The sequence below is a fragment of the Ancylobacter terrae genome, from assembly GCF_045108345.1.
In the GTDB taxonomy this organism is placed as follows: Bacteria; Pseudomonadota; Alphaproteobacteria; order Rhizobiales; family Xanthobacteraceae; genus Ancylobacter.
Map to the genome: position 1 here is coordinate 1,372,263 of NZ_JBJGXH010000001.1, position 18,385 is coordinate 1,390,647.

Genomic DNA, 18,385 nt, shown 5'->3' on the forward strand with positions numbered 1-18,385 from the left:
CAGCCTCCTTGTCCGATTCCGATACCAGCAAGCCGGGGGATGACGGCCCGTCCGACATCCGCCCTGTTTCGATCACCGACGAGCTCTCGCGCAGCTATCTCGACTATGCGATGAGCGTCATCGTTTCTCGCGCGCTGCCGGACGTGCGCGACGGGCTGAAGCCGGTGCACCGGCGCATCCTGTTCTCGATGTCCGAGAACGGCTACGACTGGAACAAGGCCTATCGCAAGTCGGCGCGCGTCGTCGGCGACGTCATCGGTAAATATCACCCGCACGGCGACCAGTCGGTCTACGACGCGCTGGTGCGCATGGCGCAGCCCTTCTCGATGCGGCTGCCACTGGTGGACGGGCAGGGCAATTTCGGCTCGGTCGACGGTGATCCGCCGGCGGCGATGCGTTACACCGAGGTGCGGCTCGAAAAGGTCGCCGCCTCGCTGCTGGAGGACATCGACAAGGAAACCGTCGATTTCCAGGAGAACTATGACGGTTCCGAGCGCGAACCGACCGTCCTGCCGGCGCGCTTTCCGAACCTCCTCGTCAACGGCGCCGGCGGCATAGCCGTCGGCATGGCGACCAACATCCCCCCGCACAATCTGGGCGAGGTGGTGGATGCCTGCGTCGCGCTGATCGACGATCCCGAACTCGATGCCGACGCGCTGCTCGACATCGTGCCGGGCCCGGATTTCCCGACCGGCGGCTTCATCCTCGGCCGCGGCGGCATCCGGCAGGCCTATCTGACGGGCCGCGGTTCGATCATCATGCGCGCGCGCGCCACGATCGAGACGATCCGCAAGGAGCGCGAGGCCATCATCGTCACCGAAATTCCCTATCAGGTGAACAAGGCGACGATGATCGAGCGCATGGCGGAGCTGGTGCGCGACAAGCGCCTCGAAGGCATCGCCGAGATCCGCGACGAAAGCTCGCGCGAGGGCATGCGCGTCGTCATCGAGGTGAAGCGCGACGCCCAGGCCGATGTCGTGCTCAACAATCTCTACCGGCTGACCGCTTTGCAGACCTCGTTCGGCGCCAACATGGTCGCGCTGAACGGTGGCCGGCCGGCGGTGATGAACCTGCACGACCTGATCACCGCCTTCGTCGCCTTCCGCGAGGAAGTCGTCACCAAGCGCACGAAGTTCCTGCTGCGCAAGGCGCGCGACCGCGCCCATGTGCTGGTCGGCCTCGCCATCGCGGTGGCGAATATCGACGAGGTGATCCGCACCATCCGCACCTCGCCGGATCCGGCGACCGCGCGCGCCCTGCTGATGGAACGCCACTGGCCGGCGCTGGATGTCGCGCCGCTGATCGCGCTGATCGACGACCCGCGCCACCGCCTCGCCGAGGACGGCACCTACCAGCTCTCCGAGGAACAGGCGCGCGCCATCCTCGACCTGCGCCTGCAGCGCCTCACCGCGCTCGGGCGCGACGAGATCGCCGAGGAACTCGACAAGATCGCCGCGGAAATCAGCGATTATCTGGACATCCTCGCCAGCCGCACCCGGGTGCGCGAGATCGTCAAGGGCGAGCTCACCGCCATCAAGGCGGAGTTCGGCACGCCGCGCCGCACCGAGATCCTCGAGGCCGAGAGCGATTTCGAGGACGAGGACCTGATCGCCCGCGAGGACATGGTGGTGACCGTGTCGCACGCCGGCTATGTGAAGCGCGTGCCGCTCTCGACCTATCGGGCGCAGCGACGCGGCGGCAAGGGCCGCTCCGGCATGCAGACGCGCGACGAGGATTTCGTCACCCGCCTGTTCGTCGCCTCGACCCACGCGCCGGTGCTGTTCTTCTCGTCCAAGGGGCAGGTCTACAAGCTGAAGGTCTGGCGCCTGCCGGTCGCGGCGCCGCAGGCGCGCGGCAAGGCGCTGGTGAACATCCTGCCGCTCGATGCCGATGAGCGCATCACCTCGATCATGGCGCTGCCGGACGAGGAGACCTGGGGCCGCCTCCAGATCATGTTCGCGACGACGAGCGGTTCGGTCCGGCGAAACGAGCTGTCGGACTTCACCAATGTGAACCGCAACGGCAAGATCGCGATGAAGCTGGAGGAGGGCGAGGCCATTGCCGGTGTCCAGCTCTGCACCGAGGGCGACGACGTGCTGCTCACCACGGCACGAGGGCAGTGCATCCGCTTCCCGACCACCGAGGTGCGCGTCTTCAAGGGGCGCGACTCCATGGGCGTGCGCGGCATCCAGCTCGAGGAGGGGGATCGCCTCATCTCCATGGCGATCATCCACCACGCCGAGGCGACGTCCGAGCAGCGGGCCGAATACATCAAGCAGGCCAACGCGGTACGGCGCAGCCAGAACGGCGGCGAGAGCACGATCGAGGAGATCGTCGAGGGCGATGACGAGGCCCCGGAGAGCGTCGGCGGGGAGGGCGTGCAGATCGACTACGCGGCGATGAGCGCGGCCGAGCAGTTCATTCTCACCGTCTCCGAGAACGGCTACGGCAAGCGCACCTCGTCGTTCGAGTACCGCATCACCCGGCGCGGCGGCAAAGGCATCGTCGCGATGGCGGTGAACGAGCGCAACGGGCCGCTGGTCGCTTCCTTCCCGGTGGAGGATGCCGATCAGATCATGCTGGTGACCGATGGCGGCCAGCTCATCCGCTGCCCGGTCGAGGGAATCCGTATCGTCGGCCGCGGCAGCCAGGGCGTCATCGTGTTCGATACCGCCGCCGACGAGAAGGTGGTGTCGGTCGAGCGCGTCACGGAGGAAGAAGACGAGGCGGAGGAGGGCGGCGAGTAGGCCGCCCGCCGACCCCGGCCCGACAGCGTCGGCCATAGGAAAACGGGGAGCCGGACGTCTGTCCGCTCCCCGTTCCGATTCAGATGGCAGCTGAGGGATGCGACGGCCGGAGCGGGCTGCCGCTAAGGCCCCGCTCAGTCCTTGGCGCGCTCGACATAGGAGCCGTCGGCGGTCATCACCACGATGCGGGTGCCCACCGCGATGTGCGGGGGAACCGCCGAGCGCACGCCGTTCGAGAGCACGGCCGGCTTGTAGGAAGAGGACGCGGTCTGGCCCTTCATCGCCGGCTCGGTCTCCACCACTTCCAGCACCACGCGCTGGGGCAGCTCGATGGCGATGGCGTTGCCTTCGTGGACCGACAGCATCACCTGCATGCTTTCCTGCAGATAGGCGGCCTGGTCACCGATCACGTCGGCCTGCACGGCGACCTGATCGTAATTTTCCGGGTTCATGAAGTGATAGCCCTCACCGTCCTGGTAGAGGAAGGTGTAGGGGCGATCCTCGACATGGGCGCGCTCAACCTGCTCGGTGGTGCGGTAGCGCTCGGAGATCTTCACGCCATCCGAGATGCGGCGCATGTCGAGCTGCGTCACCGGCGTGCCCTTGCCGGGGTGGATGTTGTCGGCGGTCAGGACGACATAGAGCTTGCCGTCGATATCGACGACATTGCCCTTGCGCAGCGAGCTGGCGATGACCTTGACCATTGCGGTCCTCTGGCTGTTGGGTGCGGGCGCGACGCGGGCACCGGGATTCCTGTCGGCGCCTCCTATACAAGCGCACCCGCCCGCCGCCAACCCCGGGAAAGCCTGAGATGAGCGCCTCTCCGCCCCCTTCGACGCCGCCGGCGTCCCCCTGGTGGTCGCCGGACCGCCATGCCGACCGCCGGCCCTTCCTGATCGGCCGGCAAAAGGTCACCGCCGCGATCCGCGATTTCTTCGCCGCGCGCGGCTTCATCGAGGCGGAAACGCCGATCCTTCAGCTGTCGCCCGGCAACGAGACGCATCTTCAGGCGTTCGCGACCGAACTCGTGCGCCCGGACGGCAGCCGCGCGCCGCGCTATCTCCACACCTCGCCCGAATTTACCGCCAAGAAGCTGCTGGCGGCGGGGGAGGAGCGGCTCTTCATCCTCGCCCGCGTCTTCCGCAACGGCGAGCGCACCGATCTCCACCATCCCGAATTCACCATGCTCGAATGGTATCGCGCGAATGCGGGCTACGAGGCGCTGATGGACGACTGCGCCGCGCTGCTTGTCGCGGTCGCCGCGGCGGTGGGGACGACGGCGTTCCGCTTCCGCGACCGGGTGGTCGATGCCGCCGCTCCGCCGGAGCGGCTCACCGTCGCGCAGGCGTTCGATCGTTTCGCCGGGATCGATCTTCTCGGCAGCCTCGACGATCGCGATGGCCTCGCCGCCGCCGCGCGTCGGGTCGGCATCCGCGTCGCGACGGACGATACGTGGTCGGATGTGTTCACGCGGGTGATGGTGGAGAAGGTCGAGCCGCAGCTCGGCCTCGATCGCCCGACCATCCTGTGCGAGTACCCGCTCGCCGAGGCGGCGCTGGCCCGGCCAAAGCCGGCCGATCCGCGTGTCGCCGAGCGGTTCGAGCTCTATCTGTGCGGCGTCGAGCTGGCGAATGCTTTCGGCGAGCTCACCGATGTCGCCGAGCAGCGCCGACGCTTCGTGCAGTGGATGGACGAGAAGCAGCGCCTTTATGGCGATCGCTACCCGATCGACGAGGATTTCCTCGCCGCGCTGGCGCGGATGCCGGAGGCGTCGGGCATCGCGCTGGGCGTCGACCGGCTGGCGATGCTCGCGACCGGCGCGCGGCGGATCGAGGATGTGCTGTGGGCGCCGGTCGCGCCGTGACGCGCGGCGCTCCGGTCAGGCCGCGTCGAGGTGGCGGCGCACCTGCGCGAACACCGCGTGGAACATGTCGGGCGTGAGCACGCCGGTGTTCGTGTTGTAGCGGGAGCAGTGATAGCTGTCGAAGACGGTCGTTTCGCCGATCCGGTGCTCGGCGCCATGGGCGAATTTCCAGCGCGACATGCGCTCGCCGAGCGCGACGACGACCTGATCGTGCGCGATCTTGCCGAGCGCGACGACGGCGGCGAGGCGTGGCATGCCCTCAAGCGTCCCGGCGAGGAAGGGGCGGCAACTGCGCATCTCCTCGGTCGTCGGCTTGTTCTCCGGCGGCACGCAGCGCACGGCGTTGGTGATCCGCGTATCGATCAGGGTCAGGCCGTCATCGGGCCGCGCGTCGAACACGCCCGACGCAAAGCCGAACCGGATCAGGGTGCTGTAGAGAAGGTCGCCGGCATAGTCGCCGGTGAAGGGGCGCCCCGTGCGGTTGGCCCCGCGCAGACCCGGCGCCAACCCGACGATCAGCAGCCGCGCATGGTCCGGGCCAAAGGACGGTACCGGCGCGTTGTGCCAGCCCGGCTCCCGCGCGCGCCAGTCGTCGCGAAACGCCACGAGGCGGGGACAGCGCGGGCAGTCGCGCCCGGGTTCGGGCGCAAGGGCCGGAGGATCGAGGGGCATCGGCGCTCAGGTTTCGGCGAAATCGTCGGAACCGGCGGAGGGCGCGGGCCCGCGCCGCTCGAGGAAGCGGGGTGTCTCCTGCAGCCGCCCCGACCGTTCGCTCGGGTCGCGGCCGATGCGGGACTGCAACTCGGTCAGGTCGATGAATGCATCGGCCTGACGGCGCAGGTCGTCGGAAATCATCGGCGGCTGCGTGGAAACGGTCGAGACGACGCTGACGCGCACGCCCTTGCGCTGGATGGCCTCGACCAGCGAACGGAAATCGCCATCGCCGGAAAACAACACGATGTGATCGACATGCGCGGCGGTCTCCATGGCGTTGACCGCGAGCTCGATATCCATGTTGCCGCGGATACGCCGGCGCCCCTGGCTGTCGGTGAACTCGCGCGCGGGCTTCGTGACCACCGAATAACCGTTGTAATCGAGCCAGTCGAGCAGGGGGCGGATCGAGGAATATTCGCTGTCTTCCACCAGCGTCGTATAATAGAACGCACGCAGAACATAGCCGCGGCTCTGAAATTCTTTCAGCAGGCGCTTGTAGTCGATATCGAAGCCGAGGGACTTGGTGGCGGAGTAAAGATTCGCGCCGTCGATAAAAAGTGCCGTCTTTTCCATTAGCTGCGCCATTCGAAAGAGTCCTGCGGCAACGCTTGTCGTTGTAATCGATGGTCGAAATAGGGCGGGACTTCAGTCCTGCCCTCGGTTTTTCCGGGTCATGCGGGCCGACGCTCTCCAGGGCGGCCGGTGCGCCGGCGCAAGGACCCCGGACGGGCCCGGAGGGGTCATCGAGGCGGCTAAGGGAATGGGGGCGATCGCCGGCACGCTTGCCCTGAACGCCGCAATGGGTTAGAGGCAGGGGATTCCCTCATTTCACCGACAGGAGTGCCGGGCATGGCGCGCGTCACCGTCGAGGATTGCATCGACAAGGTCGACAATCGCTTCGAACTCGTCCTTCTCGCCGGGCATCGCGCCCGCATGATCGCGTCGGGCTCGCCGATCACCATCGATCGCGACAACGACAAGAACCCGGTCGTGGCGCTGCGCGAGATCGCCGATCAGACGATTTCGCCGGAAGACCTCAAGGAAGACCTCATCCATTCGCTCCAGAAGTTCACCGAGGTGGACGAGCCGGAGCCCGAGACCGTTCCGATGATCGCTTCCGGTTCCGACTCCGGCGCGGACGATTCGGACATCGTGCTCGATCGCATGACCGAAGAGGAACTTCTCGCCGGCTTGCAGGGGCTGGTTCCGCCCGAACAGAGCGACGACGACGAGGGCTGACGGCCGGTCCGCGGCGGCCTGTTCCGCCGCGCGATATCTCTCGTCAGTTTTTCTGTTTCCCCGCATTGGTTTGGCTTGCACAACCCGGCTGGGACGATGATATCTAGGGGGTCCGGCCATTCGGCCGGGTCTTCGCGGGTTTCCTGTCATGATGCGGCAGTACGAGCTCGTCGAGCGCGTCCGCCGGTATAACCCGAACACCGACGAGGCGCTTCTCGACCGCGCCTATGTTTATGCGATGCGCGCCCACGGCACCCAGAAGCGTGCCTCCGGCGATCCCTATTTCTCGCATCCGCTCGAAGTCGCCGCGATCCTCACCGATCTGAAGCTCGATGACGCCACCATCGTGGCAGCGCTGCTGCACGACACCATCGAGGACACCGGCGCGACCCGGGCGGAGATCGACAAGCTGTTCGGCGAGGCCATCGGGCGTCTCGTCGAGGGTCTCACCAAGATCAAGCGACTCGATCTTGTCTCGAAGCAGGCCAAGCAGGCCGAGAACCTGCGCAAGTTGCTCCTCGCCATCGCCGACGATGTCCGCGTGCTCCTCGTGAAGCTCGCCGATCGCCTGCACAATATGCGCACCCTGAAATGGGTGCCGGAAGAAAAGCGGGCCCGTGTCGCCCAGGAAACGCTGGACATCTACGCCCCGCTCGCCGGCCGCATGGGCATGCATGACATGCGCGAGGAGCTGGAGGATCTCTCGTTCCGCCAGCTCTCGGCGGAGGCTTACGAATCGATCGTGGCCCGGCTTCTCGAGATAAAGGCCAGCAATGGCGAGGTGGTCGGCTCGATCGAGCGCGAACTCGCCGATGCGCTGGCGCAGAAGGGCATCAAGGCGATCGTCAAGGGGCGCGAGAAGAAGCCCTATTCGATCTGGCGGAAGATGGAGCAGAAGTCGGTCGCCTTCGAGCAGCTCTCCGATATCTACGGCTTCCGCGTCATCGTCGAGCGGATCGAGGATTGCTATGCCGCGATGGGCGTCGTCCATACCAAGTGGCCGCTCGTGCCCGGCCGCTTCAAGGACTACATCTCGACGCCCAAGCAGAACGACTACCGCTCGATCCACACCACCGTTGTCGGGCCCGGGCGCCAGCGGGTCGAGCTGCAGATCCGCACCCGGCAGATGCACGAGATCGCCGAATACGGCATCGCCGCGCATGCGCTGTACAAGGACAAGGCGGTCGACGGCCACGACCTGCTGACGCGGGACTCCAACGCCTATGCCTGGCTGCGGCGCACCATTGAACTGCTGGCGGAGGGTTCCAGCCCCGAGGAATTCCTCGAGCACACCAAGCTCGAGCTGTTCCACGACCAGGTTTTCTGCTTCACGCCGAAGGGGCGGTTGATCGCGCTGCCGCGCAAGGCGACGCCGATCGATTTCGCCTACGCCGTGCATACCGGCGTCGGCAACATGGCGGTCGGTGCCAAGATCAACGGCAAGACCTCGCCGCTGGTGTCCGAACTGCATAACGGCGACGAGGTCGAGATCATTACCTCGACCGCGCAGACGCCTCCCGCCGCATGGGAATCGATCGTCGTCACCGGCAAGGCCCGCGCCGCGATCCGGCGCGCGACCCGGGCGGCCGTGCGGGCGCAATATGCCGGGCTTGGGCGCAAAATCATCGAACGCACCTTCGCCCGCGTCGGCAAGGCCTATTCGGAGGAGCGACTCGCCGGCGCCCTCGGCCGCCTCGCTCGCGGCTCGACCGAGGATGTGTTCGCCGCCGTCGGGCGCAGCGAGATCCGCGCCGATGACGTCGTGAAGGCGATCTATCCCGAATGGACTGGCACACGGATCGGCGATGAACGCGCCGCCACCCGCAGCGGGGAAGGCTGGTTCGAACTCAAGAGCGGGCAGAGCCTCAAGTTCAAGATACCCGGCATCGAGACGGAGCCCGACCCGCTGATGGCGATCCCGATCCGCGGGCTGAACGGCGACCTTCCGGTGCGCTTCGCCCCGAACGGTGGGGCGGTGCCCGGCGACCGCATCGTCGGCATCCTCAGCCCCGGGGAGGGGATCACCATCTATCCCATCCAATCGCCGGCGCTGCAGGCGTTCGAGGAGGAGCCCGAGCGATGGCTCGACGTTCGCTGGGAGATCGACGAGCATGATCCCCAGCGCTTCCCGGTGCAGATCGTGGTCACCGCCGCCAACGAGCCGGGCTCACTGGCGCAGATCGCCCAGGTCATCGGCGAGCGGGACGGCAACATCGACAATGTGCGCATGTCCGCCCGGTCCCCGGACTTCACCCGCATGATCATCGATGTCGAGGTCTACGATCTGCGCCATCTCAACGGCATCATCTCGGACCTGCGCGCCCGCCCGGTCGTCTCCGGTGCCGAGCGCGTGAACGGCTGAGGCGGCTCCGGCCGCACGCGGACTGGAACCGAACAGGGACGGGCGCGTTGCTCCTTCGAACAGGGAAGGACAGCGTCGATGCCGACAACACTTCAGGGTTTCGTTCGCGTGGCGACGGGGCGGGCGATGGAATTCTGGGGCCGACTTGCTCAGAACGCCCGCCTGATCGCGACGGGACGCATCGAGCAAGCCGCCGGGGAGGCGATGCTGGTGCGTGCGAGGATCGCGCCCGCGCGGCAGCCTACATATCGGCGCCCGGCCTAGTTCTTTCGGAAGCGGCGCCTGACCAGCTGCGAAGAGCGGGCGATAGGATCGGCCGCGTTCACGCGGCGACCGCGCACCTGCGTGCACGGGTTGCGCCTATCCTTCACACATTACGACGATGAGGAGCCAGCCATGCGGATTCGTTATGGCTTTCGTCTGGCGCTGGACTGCGCGCAGCCGACCCCTGCCACGTTCATGGTTGACATCCACCCCTCGCGCGCGCGGGACGTGGTCATGCAGACGCCGCTGCAATGTCGCCCGCACGTGCCGATGACGACCCAGGATGACCTGTTCGGCAACATCGTCCGCCGGGCGGTGCTGCCTGTGGGCCGCAGCGTGATCGAGGTCGATGGCATCGTGCGCGACAGCGGCGAGCCGGACCCGATCAACAGGGCGGCCCGCCAGACCCCGGTGGCGGCTCTGCCGGCGGAAGCGATGCCGTATCTTCTCGGCAGCCGTTACTGCGAGACCGACCTGCTGGGCTACGAGGCGTGGCGGCTTTTCGGCTCGGCGCCGGAAGGCTGGGCGCGCGTGCAGGCCATCTGCGACTATGTGCATGAGCGCATCCGCTTCGGCTACGCCGACGCCGATCGCACCCGCACGGCGGCCGGCGCTCATGAGCAGCGTCGCGGGGTGTGCCGCGACTTCGCCCATCTCGCCATCGCCTTCTGTCGCGCCATGAACATCCCGGCGCGCTACTGCACCGGATATCTCGGCGACATCGGGGTGCCGCGCGATCCGGCGCCGATGGACTTCAGCGCCTGGTTCGAGGCCTATCTCGACGGCCACTGGTACAGCTTCGATGCGCGGCACAACATTCCCCGCATCGGCCGTGTGGTGATCGCGCGCGGACGCGATGCGACGGACGTGGCGATCGTCAACACCTTCGGCCCGCACATCCTGTCCGGTTTCGAGGTGTGGACGGACGAGCTGGAGGACGAAGACGCCCAGCCGCAGCGCGAACGGGCGGCGTGAGCCTCACGGCTCGCCGGCGGCCGCCTCGTGATGGCGGATGACTTCCTCGATGATGAAGTTGAGGAATTTTTCGGCGAAGACCGGGTCGAACTGGGCATCTTCCGCCAAGCGGCGCAAGCGCGCGATCTGTTGCCGCTCCCGATCGCGATCGGTGGGAGGCAGGCTGTGCACCGCTTTCAGCACGCCCACCTGCTTGGTGCACTTGAAGCGTTCCGCGAGGATGTAGATCAGCGCGGCATCGATGTTGTCGATGCTGTCGCGCAGCCGGCGGAGTTCCGATAGGGCGGTCGGTGATGTGTCACTCATGTCGCTTTCCGAAGAGGCCCGGGCAAGGGCTGTTCTGCCATGTTTGGCACTCGTGAGATAGCCGCGTCAGGGCTTGTGCCGCCGACGCACTGCAACTCCTCCACAACGCAACAACTCATCTGACAAGTCGTCGAGTCGCCGCCGGATATCGGCTACCATGCTGGCGACCGTCGCTGCGCGCCGCGTGGCCGGGTTGGTTTGCGGGGAAAGCCGGTGATCGTCGATGCGCATGTTCACGTCTGGTCCGACGATGTCGCCAGCTATCCATGGCAGCCCATCCTGGCTCACGTGCCGCCGCCGACCCTCCACGCGCCTGTGGAACGCCTGCTCGCGGATATGGAGCGCGCGGGCGTCGATCGCGCCGTCCTGGTGCAGCCCAGCGTCTACGGCTGGGACAATCGCTATCTCATGACGTGCCTCGCGCGGGATCCGCGCCGTTTCACCGGCATCTGCCTCATCGACCCGCTTTCGACCACGCCACGGCAGGATCTTGAGCGGTGGTGCGGGGAGGGCGGGTGCGTGGGGCTGCGATTGAACACCATCCGACAGGGGCCGCTCGACTGGCTGCTGGGCGACCGGCAGCGGCCGCTCATCACGGCGCTCGAGCGGCTCGGTCTCTCGCTCTCGTTCCATATGGACATCGGCCAGGCGCCGGTGGTGGCGCGGTTGGCCGAGCGCCATCCCGACCTCGTCATCATCATCGATTATCTCGGGCCGACCGTGCACGCTGATCCGGCGGCGATCCACCTCGTCGAGCAACTGGCGCTGCGGCCCCAGATCCACGTCAAGCTGCTCTGCGTCGCCGAGGATGCGCGAACGCCATATCCGTTTCCCGACATCGCCCCCTTCTACCGCGCCGTGCTGGAACGCTTCGGGGCCCGCCGGGTGATGTTCGGATCCGACTATCCCGGCGCCTGCACCGTCTGCCCGTATGAGGACACGGTTGCCTGGGTCGCCGGTTTCCCGGGGCTTGACGAAGAGGGGCGAGGGGAGGTGCTCGGCGGCACGGCCGCGCGGGCGTTCGGTTTAACGAACGATGCTGCCGTGCGGTAGATGTCATACAAGTTTACGCCTCTCGTTGACGTCTTGTTTCCTTGTCAGTAATGTCGACTTGTCCGGCGCGAGAAGACGACGCCCCGCCTATCGCCGCCCGTCACGCGCCCTGCCGGCAGCGCGCAAACCCCTGGCTGATCGAGAAAGATGCGAGCATGCACAGCGACCTCACGAAGTCGGTGATTGCGGTTCCCCCGCTGGCCCGTGCGGCCGATCTCTCGCTTGACCGGGCCGCGAATGCGGCGCTGATCCGCCATCTCGAGCAGGGCGGCGTATCGACGCTGATGTATGGCGGTAACGCCAATTTCTATAATGTCTCGGCGGCCGAATACCCCGCCCTGCTCGACATGCTGCTGGAGCTTGCGGCTCCCGAAAGCTGGATCATCCCCTCGGTGGGCCCCGATTTCGGCAAGATGTCGGATCAGGTCGAGGCGCTGCGCAGCCGCCCGTTTCCGACCGCGATGGTGCTGCCCGCGTCAGCTGCGTCGACCTCCGATGGCGCGGCGGCGGGCATTGCGCGCTTTGCCGAGCGCCTCGGCCGGCCAGTCATCGCCTATGTGCGTTCGGAGAACTATCTGACGCCGAAGGCGATCGGAGGCCTTGTCGAGCGCGGCCTGGTGACCGCGGTCAAGTACGCCATCGTGCGCGACGAGCCGGCCAAGGACGCCTATCTCTCCGAGCTCGTCGAACGGATGGACCGCGCGCGAATCATCAGCGGCATCGGCGAGCGCCCGGCGATCACGCACTGGCGTTCGTTCGGTCTGCGCGCCTTCACCTCCGGCTCGGTTTCGATCGCGCCGCGGGCGTCGACGGCGCTGCTCCACGCCTTGCAGGCCGGCGCCTTCGACGAGGCGGAGCGCCTGCGCGCCGCCTTCCTGCCGTTCGAGACGCTGCGCGACGGCATCAATCCGATCCGCGTGCTGCATGACGGCGTCGGCCTTGCGGGCATTGCCGATATGGGACCCGCGCTGCCGCTCCTTTCCAATCTGGAGCCGGAGGCGCGTGAACGGGTGGCCCCTGTCGCCCGGGCGCTGCGGGCCTTCGACTCGGAACTGGCTGGCGTCGCGGCCTGAAAAGGCGGCGGGAATTGCCGGGTTGAGGCGAGTATCGCTTCAGCCTGGCCGGCTGCCACCAGTTCGGCATCTGGCCGGGGAATCCAGAGAATGTCGGAGAGGGGGCGTGTCGCGCCCTCAGGGCTCGGTGCTGTCGGTCAGGACACGGACGCGGGCGTTGTCGATGTGAGTGCGCATCGCCTCGCGCGCCTCATCGGCCTCCTCCGCCTCGATGGCCTCGAGGATACGCTGATGCTCCTGCTGCACGGTCTGGAGGCGTCGCGCGCTGCGCCGCAGCGAGAGCTTGCGGGCAAGCTCGATGCCCCGCAGCGTGTGCTCGGCAAATATGCCGAGCGCGTGGACGAAGAGACGGTTCTGCGCGGCTCCTGCGATCGCGACGTGAAACGCCTGATCGGCCTCGCTGCCGACTTCCGAATTGGCGATCACGCGCTCGAGATCGTCGAAAGCCCGTTTCATGCGGTCGATGTCGGCATCGGTACGGCGAAGGGCGGCGAGATAGGCAGCCTCGCCTTCCAGCGCGACGCGGAATTCCATGCAGCGCATGAGGTCGGCCACATCGCCGATCGGCGCCAGCAGCGCGAAGGCCTGGTTGGGGCGGCGCTGCACGAATGAGCCGGAACCGTGGCGCGACACCACGACGCCATCGGCCTGCAGCCGCGAAAGCGCTTCCCGCACCACGGGGCGCGACACGCCGTAGATATCGCAGAGTTGGCTCTCGGAGGGCAGCTTGTCGCCCTCCACCATCGCCCCGCTGACGATCCGGTCGAGGATCTGCTCGTACAATTGATCGCCGAGTCGCGAGGGCCGCTGCGGAGACTGCGAAGCCCAGACCATTCTCTGCTGCTCTTTGAGTTCCGCGGGTTTCCGGGCCAAGCGTTGTCTCCCCAGTCGGCTTGTTACCATTGCAGCCTATCGGACCAGTCCGATCGACGGCAATGCCACAGATTGTATGACGACACTACAACTCGGCGCGGTCATCCTGTGAACAGCGGTTCGGCGATGCCGGTTATGCCGCCGGCGTGAACGGCGAACAAGCTGCCCGCCTGCGGCTGTCCGTCCACCGAGGCCGGCCGGATCGAGGTGATGTAGATCGTGTCGAGGCGTGGCCCGCCGAACGCGATCATGCTCGGCTTGGCGACGGGTACGGCGATACGCCGGTCGATCGCCCCGTGCGGGGTGAAACGCACGATCTCCCAGCCGTCATTGCCGGCCATCCAGTAGCAGCCGTCGGCATCGCAGGCCCCGCCATCCGGCCGGCCCGGCATGCCCGCGGTATCGACGAAGACACGGCGGTTGCGGATGCTGCCGTCGTCCGCATCGAAGTCCCATGCCCAGATGGTGCGCACCGCCGCATAGGAATCGGAATGGTAAAGCGTGCGTGCATCCGGGCTGAAGGCGAGGCCGTTCGAGACGAAGAGGCCGTCGACAAGCCGTGCGCAGCGGTGATCGGCACCGAAGCGATAAAGCGCGCCCATCGCCCGCTCCGGCCGCACGGGGTCCTCCATGCTGCCGACCCAGAAGCGGCCGCGCGGATCGCAACGCCCGTCATTGAGCCGGTTGCCGGGCAGGTCGGGCTCGGGCCGTGCCAGCGGCGTCAGCGCCTCGCTGCCGAGATCATAGCGCCACAGGCCCGATTTGAGCGCGAGCAGCACGGCGCCGTCCTCGCACAAGGCGAAGGAGCCGATCGGCTCGGGCAGCTTCCAGACGCGGTTCGCACCCGTCGCGGGATCGAAGCGGTTCAGCAGGCCGGGGTAGATGTCGATCCAGTACAGCGCCTGCTCGCGCACCGACCAGGTCGGGCACTCGCCGAGTTCCGCCCGGATATCGAGCACGCAATCCACCGCGGGAGTGCCCATCCCTCAACCCTCCACCCGCCCGGCGACGCGACTCACGTCGCCGGCTCCATCTCGTAGCGTATGCGGTTCTTGGTGCCGCGCAGGCGCGGATCGGGCTTGGGAACGGCCGATATCAACGACTTCGTGTAGGGGTGCTGGGGGTCGTCGCACACCGACTGCGTCTCGCCGATCTCGACGATGCGGCCGCGGTGCATGACAGCGACGCGGTCGCACATGTAGCGGATGACGCCGATGTCGTGGCTGATGAACACGTAGCTCATGTCGAGCTCCTGACCCAATTCCAGCAGCAGGTCGAGAACCTGCGCCCGCAGCGAGACGTCGAGCGCCGATGTGGCCTCGTCGGCGACGATGAGCTGCGGCTTCAGCGCAATGGCGCGCGCGACCCCGATGCGCTGGCGCTGACCGCCGCTAAAGGCATGGGGATAGCGCCGCATCGCTTCCGGCGGCAGGCCGACGCGCCGCAGCAACTCGGCGACGCGCTCCTCAAGCTCGTGTCCCGAGGCGATCCCGTGGTTGCGCAGTGGCTCGGCGACGATCTGCAGCACCGTCATGCGCGGGTTGAGCGAGGAGAACGGATCCTGGAAGATCATCCGCATGTCGCGCCAGTAGGGTTTCACGGCGGAGCGGGGCAGGGGGGCCAGATCGACCGGGGGAGCATCCTTCGGGCGGAACAGGATGCTGCCGGCGGTGGGGTCGAGGATGCGCATAATGCAGCGCCCGAGCGTCGTCTTGCCCGATCCGCTCTCCCCCACGATGCCGAGCGTCTCGCCGCGGCGCAGCGAGAACGAGACATCGTCGAGCGCCTTCAACGGTCCTTCCTGCTGGCGCCCGAACAGCGTTCGGCGACCGCCATAGGACATGCTGAGATTGGACACTTCGAGGATGGTGCCGGCGCTGCCGTCACGCCCGACCTTGCCGGCAAGATGCGAGCGCTGCTCGAGCGCCAGCACGGAGTTCAGCAACTGCTTGGTGTAGGGATGCTTCGGGGCGAAGAAGATGTCGTCGACCGATCCGGTCTCGACCACCTTGCCGTGATACATCACCGCCACGTCGTCGGCGATCTCGGCGACGACGCCCATATCGTGGGTGATGAACATCATCGCCATGCCGTGCCGGCTCTGAAGGCCGCGCATCAGGTCGAGGATCTCGGCCTGGGTGGTGACGTCGAGCGCCGTGGTCGGCTCGTCGGCGATTAGCAGCTTGGGATTGCAGACGAGCGCCATGGCGGTCATCGCCCTCTGGCGCATGCCGCCGGAGAATTCGAACGGATAGCTGTCGATGCTCCGCTCGGGGCGCGGGATCTTCACCTGCGCCAGCATCTCGATGGCCCGCTCGCGGGCCTCCTTCTTCGACATGCGCTCGTGCAGCCGGATGGTCTCGATGATCTGCTGGCCGATGGTGTGGACCGGCGACAGGCTGGACATCGGCTCCTGGAAGATCATGCCGATGTCGCGCCCGCGTATGGCGCGGATCTGGCGGCCTTTGGGATCAAGAGCGGCGAGGTTCAGCGGCCCGCCATCCGGGCCGGCACCATGCAGCAGGATGTCGCCGCCGACGATGCGTCCGGGCTTGGGGACGATGTTCAGGATCGAGCGTGCGGTGACACTCTTGCCGGAGCCGCTTTCGCCGACGACGCAGAGCGTACGCCCCCGGCGCAGCGTGAAGTCGATGCCGTCAACCGCCTTGAGCACATCACGGCCGGTGTCGAACCAGGTCGACAGGTTCCTCACCTCCACCACGATGTCGTTGGTTCCGGTCATCAGCAACGCAACCTCACTGGCGGTAGGGGTCAGCGGCGTCGCGGAGGCCGTCGCCGACGAAATTGAGGGAGAGCACCGCGATCACGACCGCCACGCCCGGCGCGAACAGCCAGGGCGCGGTGGTGATGGCACGGATGTTCTGTGCCTCCTGCAGCAGCACGCCCCAGCTCACGATGGGCGGCTGCAGGCCGAGCCCGAGGAAGCTCAGCGCGGTTTCGGCAAGGATCATCGCCGGAATCGCCAGGCTGACTTCCGCGATGATGTGGCTGACGAAGGAGGGAGCCATCTGCCGGAAGATCACCCGGGGCTCGCTCGCCCCGTCGAGCCGCGCGGCGGTGACGAAATCCTCCGTCCGCAGCGCGAGGAAGCGGCCGCGGATGACGCGGGCGAGACTGGTCCAACCGATCAGCGAGAGGATGATGGTGATGGCGAGATAAATCTGCAGCGGTGGCCAGTCCTGCGGCATAGCGGCCGCAAGGCCGAGCCAGAGCGGCGTGGTCGGCAGCGACAGGATGAACTCGATCACGCGCTGGATCACATTGTCGATCCATCCGCCGTAATAGCCGGAGATGCCCCCCAGCACGAGACCGAGGATGAGCGACAGCGCGACGCCGATCAGCCCGATAGACATGGATATGCGCGTTCCGTAGATGATCCGGCTGAGCATGTCGCGACCCAGCCGGTCGGCGCCGAGCAGGAACATCGGATCGGTCTGCTTGAGCGGGCCGATCAGCTTGGTCTCGAGCGTGACGAGGCCCCACATCGTGTAAGGCTCGGTCTTCACGAAGAAGCCCACCGGGATCTTCTGCGCAGGGTCCGGGACGAAGATGCGGCGCAGCGCGGTCGGCTCGATGGTCACCTTGTAGCCGTAGACGTGCGGGCGCCAGGTAAGGCCGCCCTCCGCGTCGCGGTCAAAGAAATGCAGCCCCTGCGGCGGCGCGTAGGTGTAGCGCGGCGTGAAGGCATTGGGCGAGAACGGCGCCAGGAACTCGCAGAAGATCGCCACCAATATGATGCCGGCGAGTACGATGCTGCTGATCATGGCGAGGCGGTGGCGGCGGAACTGCCACCACATGAGCTTCCACTGCGAGGCGGAATCCCGGCGCGACAGGGCCGTGCGCGGCGCATCGGGCAGGAGGGCGGCGGGCGGCGAGAGATCAGTTGTCATAGCGGATCCGCGGGTCGCACCACACCAGCAGGATGTCGGACAGGAGAGTGCCGATCAGCACGAGGATGCACTGGAACATGATGAGCGCGCCGCCGAGATACATGTCCTGCGTCTTCAGCGCCTGGATGAGGATCGGACCGGCGGTCGGCAGGCTGAGCACGCTGGAGACGATGACATCCCCGGACACCAGCACCGGCAGTACCCAGCCCACGGTCGAGATGAAGGGATTGAGCGCCACCCGGGTGGGATACCGCAGGATCAGGGTGGTTTCCCCGAGCCCCTTGGCGCGCCCGGTCTCCACATAGGGCTTGCCGAGTTCGTCGAGGAGGTTCGCCCGCATGATCCGCACCAGCGCGGCAATGCCTGCGACGCCGAGGACGAACACCGGGATCCACAGATGCTTCAGCAGGTCGACAACCCGCGCGAGGCTCCAGGACGCGTTGATGAAATCGGGCGAGAACAAGCCGCCGACCGAGTAGCCGAGGAACTCGACCGACAGGTACATCACGAACAGCGCGAGCAGGAAATTCGGCGTCGCCATCCCGAGGAAGCACAGGAAGGTGACGATATAATCGCCCACGCTGTATTGGCGTACGGCGGAGAAGATGCCGACCGGGAAGGCGACGATCCAGACGAAGAGCAGCGTGCAGAACGCCACCAGCGTGGTCATGCCGAGCCGGTTCCAGATGATGTCGGCGACCGGGGTGCGATATTCGAACGAGATGCCGAGATCGCCCCGCAAGGCATTGCCGACCCATTGGAAATACTGGACGACCATGGGCTGGTCGAGGCCGTAGCGTATCCGCATCGCATCGAGCGTCGCCGCATTCGCCGGCGATCCGGACGTCGCGAGATCCGCCGCATAGCTGGTGACGAAATCGCCCGGCGGCAGCTGGATGATCGTGAAGGCGACGACCGACACGGCGAAGAAGGAGGGCACCATCCAGAGCATGCGTCGGAGGATGAAGCCGAGCATTATCGCCTCCTGTGTCGCTCGCGGGAGG

General features: G+C 66.8%; 16 protein-coding genes. 7 read left to right on the forward strand and 9 right to left on the reverse strand.

Annotated features, from left to right (window positions below):
* The first annotated feature begins 8 nt into the window (after positions 1-8).
* Positions 9-2,747, forward strand: coding sequence for a DNA gyrase subunit A (gene gyrA, locus ACEUEL_RS06595; protein WP_405703388.1), 2,739 nt, complete (start codon positions 9-11; stop codon positions 2,745-2,747).
* Positions 2,748-2,881: 134 nt separating this feature from the next.
* On the opposite strand, the gene efp is transcribed toward gyrA, so the two are convergent.
* Complete coding sequence (gene efp, locus ACEUEL_RS06600; protein ID WP_405703391.1) at positions 2,882-3,451, reverse strand: elongation factor P; 570 nt, start codon at positions 3,449-3,451, stop codon at positions 2,882-2,884.
* A 107-nt stretch (positions 3,452-3,558) separates the two neighbouring features.
* Between efp and epmA the strand changes: the two genes are divergently transcribed.
* The gene (gene epmA, locus ACEUEL_RS06605; protein ID WP_405703393.1) at positions 3,559-4,611 is read left to right on the forward strand and encodes an EF-P lysine aminoacylase EpmA; all 1,053 of its coding nucleotides are present in this window, start codon (positions 3,559-3,561) and stop codon (positions 4,609-4,611) included.
* A 15-nt stretch (positions 4,612-4,626) separates the two neighbouring features.
* On the opposite strand, the gene ACEUEL_RS06610 is transcribed toward epmA, so the two are convergent.
* Together ACEUEL_RS06610 and ACEUEL_RS06615 are read right to left on the reverse strand one after the other, a co-directional pair.
* Positions 4,627-5,283, reverse strand: coding sequence for a uracil-DNA glycosylase (locus ACEUEL_RS06610; RefSeq protein ID WP_405703396.1), 657 nt, complete (start codon positions 5,281-5,283; stop codon positions 4,627-4,629).
* Positions 5,284-5,289: 6 nt separating this feature from the next.
* Entirely contained in the window at positions 5,290-5,910 is a 621-nt protein-coding gene (locus ACEUEL_RS06615; RefSeq protein ID WP_405703398.1) for a LabA-like NYN domain-containing protein, read from the reverse strand.
* Positions 5,911-6,174: 264 nt separating this feature from the next.
* On the opposite strand from ACEUEL_RS06615, the gene rpoZ reads away from it, so the two are divergent.
* From rpoZ to ACEUEL_RS06630, 3 genes are all read left to right on the forward strand, one after another.
* Positions 6,175-6,564, forward strand: coding sequence for a DNA-directed RNA polymerase subunit omega (gene rpoZ, locus ACEUEL_RS06620; protein ID WP_405703400.1), 390 nt, complete (start codon positions 6,175-6,177; stop codon positions 6,562-6,564).
* Positions 6,565-6,712: 148 nt separating this feature from the next.
* A complete protein-coding gene (locus ACEUEL_RS06625; protein ID WP_405703402.1) occupies positions 6,713-8,926 on the forward strand; it encodes a RelA/SpoT family protein in 2,214 nt (737 codons plus the stop codon).
* Between the two features lie 396 nt (positions 8,927-9,322).
* Entirely contained in the window at positions 9,323-10,165 is an 843-nt protein-coding gene (locus ACEUEL_RS06630) for a transglutaminase-like domain-containing protein (RefSeq protein WP_405703405.1), read from the forward strand.
* Positions 10,166-10,168: 3 nt separating this feature from the next.
* Here the strand turns inward: ACEUEL_RS06630 and ACEUEL_RS06635 are convergent, their stop codons facing one another.
* Positions 10,169-10,471 carry a chorismate mutase gene (locus tag ACEUEL_RS06635; RefSeq protein ID WP_405703408.1) on the reverse strand — a complete coding sequence of 101 codons (303 nt, stop codon included), beginning with the start codon at positions 10,469-10,471 and terminating at the stop codon, positions 10,169-10,171.
* Between the two features lie 213 nt (positions 10,472-10,684).
* On the opposite strand from ACEUEL_RS06635, the gene ACEUEL_RS06640 reads away from it, so the two are divergent.
* Together ACEUEL_RS06640 and ACEUEL_RS06645 are read left to right on the forward strand one after the other, a co-directional pair.
* On the forward strand, positions 10,685-11,524 hold the full coding sequence (locus ACEUEL_RS06640) for an amidohydrolase family protein (protein ID WP_405703410.1): 840 nt from the start codon (positions 10,685-10,687) through the stop codon (positions 11,522-11,524).
* A gap of 155 nt (positions 11,525-11,679) precedes the next feature.
* Positions 11,680-12,597 carry a dihydrodipicolinate synthase family protein gene (locus tag ACEUEL_RS06645; RefSeq protein WP_405703411.1) on the forward strand — a complete coding sequence of 306 codons (918 nt, stop codon included), beginning with the start codon at positions 11,680-11,682 and terminating at the stop codon, positions 12,595-12,597.
* Between the two features lie 117 nt (positions 12,598-12,714).
* On the opposite strand, the gene ACEUEL_RS06650 is transcribed toward ACEUEL_RS06645, so the two are convergent.
* The 5 genes from ACEUEL_RS06650 to ACEUEL_RS06670 all read right to left on the reverse strand — a co-directional run bounded on the left by ACEUEL_RS06650 (position 12,715) and on the right by ACEUEL_RS06670 (position 18,357).
* The gene (locus ACEUEL_RS06650; protein ID WP_405703413.1) at positions 12,715-13,380 is read right to left on the reverse strand and encodes a FadR/GntR family transcriptional regulator; all 666 of its coding nucleotides are present in this window, start codon (positions 13,378-13,380) and stop codon (positions 12,715-12,717) included.
* A 191-nt stretch (positions 13,381-13,571) separates the two neighbouring features.
* Positions 13,572-14,453 carry an SMP-30/gluconolactonase/LRE family protein gene (locus ACEUEL_RS06655; protein ID WP_405703415.1) on the reverse strand — a complete coding sequence of 294 codons (882 nt, stop codon included), beginning with the start codon at positions 14,451-14,453 and terminating at the stop codon, positions 13,572-13,574.
* Between the two features lie 32 nt (positions 14,454-14,485).
* A complete protein-coding gene (locus ACEUEL_RS06660) occupies positions 14,486-16,213 on the reverse strand; it encodes an ABC transporter ATP-binding protein (RefSeq protein WP_405703418.1) in 1,728 nt (575 codons plus the stop codon).
* A 13-nt stretch (positions 16,214-16,226) separates the two neighbouring features.
* Entirely contained in the window at positions 16,227-17,381 is a 1,155-nt protein-coding gene (locus tag ACEUEL_RS06665; RefSeq protein WP_405703420.1) for an ABC transporter permease, read from the reverse strand.
* Positions 17,371-18,357, reverse strand: coding sequence for an ABC transporter permease (locus tag ACEUEL_RS06670; protein WP_405703422.1), 987 nt, complete (start codon positions 18,355-18,357; stop codon positions 17,371-17,373). The genes ACEUEL_RS06665 and ACEUEL_RS06670 overlap by 11 nt, the downstream gene beginning before the upstream one ends.
* Positions 18,358-18,385 lie beyond the last annotated feature (28 nt).

Coding starts and splice junctions, on each gene's coding strand:
- ACEUEL_RS06665 (WP_405703420.1), bottom strand. CDS start 17,381: ATGACAACTGATCTCTCGCCGCCCGCCGCCCTCCTGCCCGATGCGCCG.
- ACEUEL_RS06610 (WP_405703396.1), bottom strand. CDS start 5,283: ATGCCCCTCGATCCTCCGGCCCTTGCGCCCGAACCCGGGCGCGACTGC.
- ACEUEL_RS06655 (WP_405703415.1), bottom strand. CDS start 14,453: ATGGGCACTCCCGCGGTGGATTGCGTGCTCGATATCCGGGCGGAACTC.
- epmA (WP_405703393.1), top strand. CDS start 3,559: ATGAGCGCCTCTCCGCCCCCTTCGACGCCGCCGGCGTCCCCCTGGTGG.
- ACEUEL_RS06635 (WP_405703408.1), bottom strand. CDS start 10,471: ATGAGTGACACATCACCGACCGCCCTATCGGAACTCCGCCGGCTGCGC.
- ACEUEL_RS06630 (WP_405703405.1), top strand. CDS start 9,323: ATGCGGATTCGTTATGGCTTTCGTCTGGCGCTGGACTGCGCGCAGCCG.
- ACEUEL_RS06670 (WP_405703422.1), bottom strand. CDS start 18,357: ATGCTCGGCTTCATCCTCCGACGCATGCTCTGGATGGTGCCCTCCTTC.
- efp (WP_405703391.1), bottom strand. CDS start 3,451: ATGGTCAAGGTCATCGCCAGCTCGCTGCGCAAGGGCAATGTCGTCGAT.
- ACEUEL_RS06645 (WP_405703411.1), top strand. CDS start 11,680: ATGCACAGCGACCTCACGAAGTCGGTGATTGCGGTTCCCCCGCTGGCC.
- ACEUEL_RS06625 (WP_405703402.1), top strand. CDS start 6,713: ATGATGCGGCAGTACGAGCTCGTCGAGCGCGTCCGCCGGTATAACCCG.
- rpoZ (WP_405703400.1), top strand. CDS start 6,175: ATGGCGCGCGTCACCGTCGAGGATTGCATCGACAAGGTCGACAATCGC.
- ACEUEL_RS06660 (WP_405703418.1), bottom strand. CDS start 16,213: ATGACCGGAACCAACGACATCGTGGTGGAGGTGAGGAACCTGTCGACC.
- ACEUEL_RS06615 (WP_405703398.1), bottom strand. CDS start 5,910: ATGGCGCAGCTAATGGAAAAGACGGCACTTTTTATCGACGGCGCGAAT.